This is a genomic window from Planktothrix sp. FACHB-1355 (assembly GCF_014748295.1).
GTDB lineage: Bacteria > Cyanobacteriota > Cyanobacteriia > Cyanobacteriales > Aerosakkonemataceae > Aerosakkonema > Aerosakkonema funiforme_A.
Window position 1 is genome coordinate 1 of record NZ_JACJUP010000454.1, and the last position, 4913, is coordinate 4913.

A 4913-nucleotide genomic window follows, 5' to 3' on the forward strand; every position below is an offset into this window, starting at 1 on the left:
ATCTGTCAGCACCCCAGTTAGTAGGTGGCGCTAAACTTTACACACCCCTTATTTGTCGCGAACTGAAGAACCATAAAAATCATGCAAAATACCGAAAATAACTCAACCCTGATTAGCAGAGATGAGATCGAATCAAGAGTAATTTCTGTGTTAGAGGAAATGACTGCTGATTGGGATATGGATTTTTCTGGAGGGATTAACTCCCAGACCCGTCTGATGGAAGATTTGGCTTTTGAATCGATTGACGTTGTGCAACTTGTGGTATCGCTCGAAAAAAATTTTGCCCGCAAAGACATTCCCTTTGAAAAATTATTTATGCAAGAAGGCGATTATGTTGACGATCTTTTAGTGACGGAGGTAATTGACTTTTTACATAAACACCTAAATAACAGGTCGTAGGGTGCTTTATTAATCAGCCTTACCAGACTATGGCACTTTCAGGGAGTTGAGTGTTGTGATGAACAAAGTTTTGATGATTGGGCTTGATGGGGGCACATTTACCCTATTAAAGCCACTAATTGAAGAAGGGGTCATGCCATTTTTGAAAGAATTTCTCAGCGATGGAGTAAACGGGGATCTCATATCAACGCTCAATCCCCTGACACCCCCTGCATGGGTATCTATATATACAGGTAGAAGCCCAGAAGTTCACGGAATCTTCGATTTTATGCGGTCAGTTGCTGGGGACGGTAAAATCGTTATGTTTAGACCTAACAATTTCGAGGATATCCGGTGCGAAACTATCTGGTCTATGATTAGTCGCCACGGGAAACGAGTCACTACGCTTAACTTTTTTGGGATGTCGCCCCCCCAGGCGGTTAACGGTTATCTGGTTTCTGGTTTCACAACCTGGAAGCATCTGCGGAGTGCTACTTATCCTCCTTCCCTATTTGAAACTATGAAAAATCTGCCTAATTTTGATTACAAGAAATTAGGTATGGATATCCAAGAGGAAAAAAAGGCGATTTGGGGTCTTCAGGAAGGGAAATATGAAGAGTGGATTAAAATGCACTTGGAACGAGATAAATCTTGGACCGATCTGCTTTGTTATTTGATGGAAACAGACCCTACAGATTTAACTGCGATCGTGTTTGATGGCCCCGATAAATTACAACATTTGTTTTGGCGCTACCTACTTCCCGAACTAGCTGAAAACAATTTAGGTGCTTGGGATAGTCAGATCCGCGAACTTTGCCTGCAATATTATCGGCAGTTAGATGATTCCATTGAGCGCCTAGTGAGAATAGCGGGCCTCGACACTAATGTGATTATGGTTTCGGATCATGGATTTGGTAGTAGTACCGAAGTTGTATACATGAATGAGTGGCTGGCCCAGAACGGTTATCTCAAATGGTCGGAAGCTGCCGAAATAGACCCTGTTGGTAGGATCGCATCTGACCGTTCCAGAGACAATAAAGCAATGATGATGTTGGACTGGAACAATACTATTGCTTATGCTAAAACAGCTAGCAGTAATGGCATTTTTGTTAAAGATGTTAACACCTTTGGCGTGGGTATTACAGATGAAGAATATGTTGAATTTTGCACTAAACTGAGGCAAGAGTTGCTGGATTATAGGCATCCAGTAGACGGTGGCCAGGTTTTTGTAAATGTTTATTTGAACCAAGCCAGAATGGAAGGGAAACAATCTGTAGAGTCCGCACCCGATCTTACAGTAAAACTACGGGATGGAGGATTTGTATCCATTCTCAGACATTCAGAAATTGTCAGACAAAGAAAAAAACCAGAGGGTACACATCGTCCTAATGGGATTTTCGCCGCTAGAGGTCCGGCTATCAAGTCAGGCGAGCAACTAAAATCTTTATCTATTCTGGACATTTCACCGCTGTTGTTGTATTTGCTAGACCTACCTGTTCCCACAGATTTGGAAGGCAGAGTGCCAACAGAAATTTTACGGGACGAAAAGTTAATTAACAATCCGGTGGAACTCTATGGTGTAACCCAATTATTAGAAGAACGTACTAATCAGCAGGAACAACAGATTTCCGATGAAGAAAAAGAGGCTTTGTTAGCTCAGTTAAAATTGTTGGGCTATATGGAGTAATTCCAGATAAGCAAGGAGAAACTATAAAGAGAATTTAGCAACCAGAATCGCGTCCCGCAAATTTATTGCCAAAATCAACATTTATGCCTGAAATTGTGATTGATAATGTCCTTTTACACTATCAATGTTTTGGTGAAGGCGAAGACTTGGTACTTATTCACGGTTTGGCCGCAAACTTAGCCTTTTGGTATCCCGGCATTGCTTCAATGTTAGCCCAGAAATATCGAGTAATTACTTACGACCTCAGAGGACACGGCAAAAGCGGTATGCCTGTCTCAGGCTACAGTATGGGACATATGGAGCATGACCTACAAGGTTTGCTCAACCATCTGGGTATAACCCGCGCTCATATAGTGGGACACAGTTTTGGTGCCAGAATAGCAGTTCATTATGCTGTGTCCCACCCCCAGCAAGTTGCTACTTTAACCATAGCAGATACTCAGTTCAGGTGCTTACAACCCAAGATGCGACTAGGAGATTGGTTGTACTGGCAAAGTTGGAAAGAGCAACTGCTGCAACACGGTGTTGCCTTACCTTCCGACGATGAGTTTATCAGTTTTAAATTGCTTTTAGAATTTGATCGCATCTTTAACGAACTCACCCAAAAGGGCATAGCCACAAAACCATCTAAACTTTCCTTGAAAAATCGCGATTTAGGCCGAAAAGGAGCCGCAAACTGGCAGAAATTGATGGATACTACCACGGCCAAACAGGAATTTGACGAAGGGGAAGAAATGACGCAAGAAGACATCAAGAAAATCTCGATGCCGACTCTGGCGTTTTATGGAGAGTATTCCCACTGTATGCCTTCTTGCTGGAAATTTAAAGAGTCGATCGAAAATTGTCAAGTGGCTGTAATGCCAGAGGTAGGACACTTTCACCCTGTAGTTAAACCAGAATTATTTGTTGAAACATTAGGGCAATTTTTACAAGCGCATCCGTTCAACCTTGGTAATTTCTCCAGTGCCCGCTCGAACAATAGAGTGAGGCCTGAAAGTTAAGGGATTAAATGAATGATAGCAAAAAAGGTGGCGATCGTAACTGGAGGCAGCAGTGGCATTGGAAGGGCTACCTGTATTAATCTGGCCAAAGAAGAATTTCATGTTGTAGTGGTTGGCACTAACCCGGAACGGGTTCAGCAAACTTTGAATCTGCTAGAAAAACAGACATTGAGCCAACTTAACCCACCTTATATTGGCCTGACCTTGGATGTAAGTCAAGAGCCAGATATGCAAGAAATGGCGAACAAAACAGTCGAACATTTCGGTAGGATAGACCTATTAGTGGCTAGTGCTGGAGTAGGAAAAAGATCTGGATCGAAGCGGTTTATGCCCGAGCCAACTGCTTCGCTCAGTTTGCTGGAATGGAATGAAATAATTAACATAAATCTTACAGGGATATTTCTTAGCAATCGTGCAGTTATTCCTGTTATGATCGCCCAAGGAGTAGGCCACATAATCAATATCTGCTCCTCCACAACACCTCGCGGACTGCGCGGTCAACCTTATGCTCCCGCTTACTGTGCTTCCAAGTTTGGTGTAGTCGGTTTTACTGAATCTTTAGCTGCAGAAGTAAGTTCATACGGAATTCGCGTCCAAGCTTTGTTCCCCGGTTATGTAAACACGCCAATGGTGTCAGAAACAGCTTTATTGCAACGCTATGGAGGAAGTATGAGTGCTGATGATGTTGCCGCCACTGTAGTTTATCTGGCCAAACAGCCAACAGAAGCCATTGTCGTTCATCCCCACTTAATTCCTTTTACAAGTATAAAGTAAAAAAAGCTAAAAACTATGGAAAGCGAAATTGAAGGCACACTCAAAGATAAGGTTACTATTATTACAGGGGCGGGCAGTGGCATCGGTCGTGCTTGTGCCAAGTTGCTCTTTAGCCAAAGAAGTAAAGTAGTATTGGTAGAATTTAATCCAGACAGCCTAAAAAATGTAATGGCGGAACTGGAAGCTATTGGAGATGCCGAAAATATTCTCAGTCTGCAAATGAATGTGTGCAGAGAAACGGATATGAACGAGATGGCTAATCAAACTTTACTGCGCTTTGGCCGCATTGACAACTTAATTGCTTCTGCGGGGATATTGCGTATTAGCGGTACTTTAAAAACTGTCGTAGAAACTTCTTTAGAAGAATGGCAAGCAGTGATTCAGACTAACCTGACCGGTACTTTTCTGAGCAATCGCGCTGTATTGCCTGTCATGATTGCACAAAAACAAGGCGATATTATCAACATATCTTCTGTTTCCGGTCGTCAGGGTCGCGCTTTTGATGCACCCTATTGTGCTTCAAAATTTGGCATAATCGGTTTGTCTGAATCAATTGCAGAAGAAGTTGCTGCGTATGGGGTTCGGGTACAAACTATTCTTCCTGATTCTGTGGATACACCGTTGTGGGATCAGAATGGAGTAAAGTCGATTAAAGCACCTGTTACCATTCCAGCAGAACGAGTAGCTGAACTGATATTGTATCTCTTAAGATTACCCAAAGATGCTTACTTGCTCAACCCTGTGATCGCTCCTTTTAAAGGCCGTAAAAAACGAAGTAAGCTAAAGGATGTATGATGACCAATCCAAGGCTGAGAAAAAATATTTTTTTAATTTAACACATGGAGAAACAAATGACTGATAAAAATTATTCCCTCCAAGAACTTAATGAATTTTACGCCAAAAGACACGAACAAAGATCTGGAGTTTTTGGCAAAATGCCATACGCTAACTACGGTTATTGGATTAGAGAAGGAATGACCGTAGACGAAGCCTGTGATGCAATGACCGATTTAATAGCTAAAGAATTAGATGTTGAGCGCAGCGACCGCATTCTCGAATGTGGATGCGGCTAC

The 4913-nt window shown here is 42.4% G+C and carries 5 protein-coding genes and 1 pseudogene; all 6 read left to right on the top strand.

Features of this window, described 5'->3' with window-relative positions; translation table 11 throughout:
• Positions 1–81: 81 nt before the first annotated feature.
• Positions 82–399, top strand: a complete 318-nt coding sequence (locus H6S82_RS18190) for an acyl carrier protein (RefSeq protein ID WP_190467258.1) — start codon at positions 82–84, stop codon at positions 397–399.
• A gap of 58 nt (positions 400–457) precedes the next feature.
• On the top strand, positions 458–2065 hold the full coding sequence (locus H6S82_RS18195; protein WP_190467255.1) for an alkaline phosphatase family protein: 1608 nt from the start codon (positions 458–460) through the stop codon (positions 2063–2065).
• Positions 2066–2148: 83 nt separating this feature from the next.
• Entirely contained in the window at positions 2149–3066 is a 918-nt protein-coding gene (locus H6S82_RS18200) for an alpha/beta hydrolase (protein WP_190467239.1), read from the top strand.
• A gap of 12 nt (positions 3067–3078) precedes the next feature.
• Positions 3079–3840 (top strand): SDR family oxidoreductase, encoded by a 762-nt coding sequence (locus H6S82_RS18205; RefSeq protein ID WP_190467235.1) that lies wholly within the window; start codon positions 3079–3081, stop codon positions 3838–3840.
• Positions 3841–3855: 15 nt separating this feature from the next.
• Positions 3856–4635 carry an SDR family NAD(P)-dependent oxidoreductase gene (locus H6S82_RS18210; RefSeq protein WP_190467232.1) on the top strand — a complete coding sequence of 260 codons (780 nt, stop codon included), beginning with the start codon at positions 3856–3858 and terminating at the stop codon, positions 4633–4635.
• 56 nt (positions 4636–4691) lie between these two features.
• Positions 4692–4913: pseudogene (locus H6S82_RS18215) on the top strand (class I SAM-dependent methyltransferase); the annotation flags it as partial.